The organism is Streptomyces cavernae, from assembly GCF_004023625.1.
GTDB lineage: Bacteria > Actinomycetota > Actinomycetes > Streptomycetales > Streptomycetaceae > Streptomyces > Streptomyces cavernae.
Genome location: NZ_RPDJ01000107.1, coordinates 1 through 2542, shown reverse-complemented (window position 1 = coordinate 2542; position 2542 = coordinate 1). Strand labels below are relative to the sequence as shown.

Here is a 2542-nt window from a genome sequence, read left to right as displayed (position 1 = left end):
CACTGCGCCCACCACAAGGCCCTGGAACAGGCCATGGAAGCGGCCGGAATGGACGAGGCCGAGGAGAAGCTCTTCGAGATCTACGACGCCGACCTGACGGGCGACGAGGAGGACACCCACATGAGCGCCTTCGAAGCGGCCACCAAAATGCCCTATGGCTTCTCCGCGGCCCGGACACGGTGCATCGAACTCACGACACGGCTCCTTTACGGGGACCTCTCCGCAGGCAGGTGATCGCTGGTGTGGCCGTGCGTGAGGATCCCGGATTGGCCACCGACACGAAGCCAGCGTCTCGACCTCTCGACACGGCCCGCACACTCCACGAGCAGGAAACCAGCCGACAACCCGGGCCACGCTCCTTGAAACTCCCCACTTCGTTGAACACCATGATGACGCTCCTTGAAGCGGCCACCTCGTGCTGAGGGGGTGTGTCTGAACCTCAGGGGCGATGCGTTTTCAGGCTGTGAGCCGGAGCATGGCTGTCGCGTGGTGGGGGCGTGACCGGTAGTGATCGGCTGCGGCGGCGATATTGGTCCAGCCTGCTTGGCGCATGAGTCCGATGGCAAGGTTGCGCAGGGTGGCCATGGCGCCGGGTGCGGTGCTGGTGCGTCCTCGCGAGGCGTCCTCGCCGAACGTCACGTCTCTGACGTGGTGCAGGGCCTCAACTGACCAGTGGTTCTGGACGAGTTCGGCGAGTTGCGCCGGGCTGGCACGTTCGGGCGGGAGGCTGGTGACTGCGTAGACGGTCTTCGTCTCGGCCTTGCCGGTCTTGCGGTTGGTGCGGCGGCGCTTGATCTCCATAGCCTGGACGGCGTGCGGGAAGAGCAGGCCGGGAGGACGGTGCGGACCTTCAGTCGGCGGACCTCGCGGCGGCCGTGTCCGGCCTGCGTGGTGCGGGCCTGCAGCGGGATCTGGGGCCAGGGCAGGTGTCGCAGCTGCTTGCGCAGCTTCTTCTGGTTTCCCTTGGCGACCAGGAGGTAGTGGCCGCCGGCGGCGATGACGTGCTCGGCGTGGGCGCGCTGGGTGTGCATCGTGTCGGCGGTGACGGCGACGCCGCGCAGGTCGATCCGGTCCAGCAGTGGGGCGAAGGCGAGGATTTCGTTGCTCTTCGCAGCGACCTGGCGCTGGGCGATCACGGTCTGGCAGGCGTGGAGCGCGGCGGCGAGCAGGTGGACGGCTGCGCCGTCGGTGCGGGATCCGCGCACCGTCTTGCCGTCCACGGCCAGGCCGACCTGCGTGCCATCGGCCTCGTCGACCGGGTCGCCATTCAGCGGTCGCCCCTCTCGGGGAGGCTGCCGCGGCGAGGAGTAGGAGTGCCGCCGTTGGCCGTCGGCTTGGTGGGGGGCTTGTCGTGCAGTCCCCGCGCCTTTGAGGGGGTCCGGCACTGGGGAGCGACGGCCCGGCTTGGTATCAAAACCGTGACAATCGACTCTGACCTGCAAGCCCTCACTGCGCTTTAACTGCATGCATGTGGGTCTACACACTGCGTATACATATGGTGTATACGCAGTGTGTATAGTGCTTCGCATGTCCATCGGTCACACGCTGCTAGGGCTCCTGGAGTCCGGGCCCCGTCACGGTTACGACCTGAAGCGGGCCTTCGACGAGAAGTTCGGTCACGACCGGCCGCTGCACTACGGACAGGTCTATTCGACGATGTCCCGGCTGCTGAAGAACGGCCTGGTGGAGGTCGACGGGATAGAGGCGGGCGAGGGCCCGGAGCGGAAGCGGTACGCGATCACCGAGGCGGGCGTCACCGATGTCCAGCGGTGGCTCGCCACACCGGAGAAGCCGGAGCTGTATCTGCAGTCGACCCTGTACACGAAGGTCGTCCTTGCGCTTCTGACGGACCGTGATGCGTCCGACATCCTCGACGCCCAGCGTTCGGAGCACCTGCGGATGATGCGGATCCTCACCGACCGCAAGCGCAAGGGTGACCTCGCCGACCAGCTGATCTGTGACCATGCTCTCTTCCACCTCGAGGCGGATCTGCGGTGGCTGGAACTCACCGCCGCGCGCCTCGACAAGCTCGCTGAGGCGGTGACCCGTTGACCCCCGCAGGTTCCCTGCTCGTGGCCCACGACCTGCGCAAGGCGTACGGCCCCACGAACGCCCTCGACGGCGCCGAGTTCTCCATCCACCCGGGCGAGGTCGTGGCCGTGATGGGACCCTCGGGCTCCGGCAAGTCGACCCTCCTGCATTGCCTCGCCGGCATCGTGACACCGGACTCGGGCTCGATCACGTACAACGGCCGGGAGATGTCGGGGATGAACGACTACCAGCGCAGTGCGCTGCGGCGTTCCGAGTTCGGTTTCGTCTTCCAGTTCGGCCAGCTGGTGCCGGAGTTGACCTGCGTCGAGAACGTGGCCCTGCCGCTGCGGCTGAACGGGACCGGGCGCAAGGAGGCCGAGCGCACCGCCCTGGCGTGGATGGAGCGCCTGGAGGTCGACGACCTCAAGGGCAAGCGGCCCGGCGAGGTCTCCGGCGGTCAGGGTCAGCGGGTCGCCGTGGCCCGCTCCCTGGTCACCAGTCCGCGGGTGCT

General features: G+C 67.4%; 3 protein-coding genes and 2 pseudogenes. 3 read left to right on the top strand and 2 right to left on the bottom strand.

Annotated elements, in window-relative coordinates; all coding sequences use genetic code 11:
• Positions 1-234, top strand: a pseudogene (locus tag EF387_RS47310) (MerR family transcriptional regulator); the annotation flags it as partial.
• A gap of 222 nt (positions 235-456) precedes the next feature.
• Here EF387_RS47310 and EF387_RS49890 read toward each other — a convergent pair.
• Entirely contained in the window at positions 457-828 is a 372-nt protein-coding gene (locus EF387_RS49890; RefSeq protein ID WP_420802716.1) for a transposase, read from the bottom strand.
• A 71-nt stretch (positions 829-899) separates the two neighbouring features.
• Positions 900-1466: pseudogene (locus tag EF387_RS50385) on the bottom strand (ISAs1 family transposase); the annotation flags it as partial.
• Positions 1467-1527: 61 nt separating this feature from the next.
• On the opposite strand from EF387_RS50385, the gene EF387_RS46300 reads away from it, so the two are divergent.
• Both EF387_RS46300 and EF387_RS46295 read left to right on the top strand, forming a co-directional pair.
• Complete coding sequence (locus tag EF387_RS46300; protein ID WP_128382567.1) at positions 1528-2052, top strand: PadR family transcriptional regulator; 525 nt, start codon at positions 1528-1530, stop codon at positions 2050-2052.
• Positions 2049-2542: ABC transporter ATP-binding protein (locus tag EF387_RS46295; protein WP_128382566.1), on the top strand; the 494-nt coding region annotated here is incomplete at its 3' end. The genes EF387_RS46300 and EF387_RS46295, both read left to right, overlap by 4 nt.

Coding starts and splice junctions, on each gene's coding strand:
- EF387_RS46300 (WP_128382567.1), top strand. CDS start 1,528: ATGTCCATCGGTCACACGCTGCTAGGGCTCCTGGAGTCCGGGCCCCGT.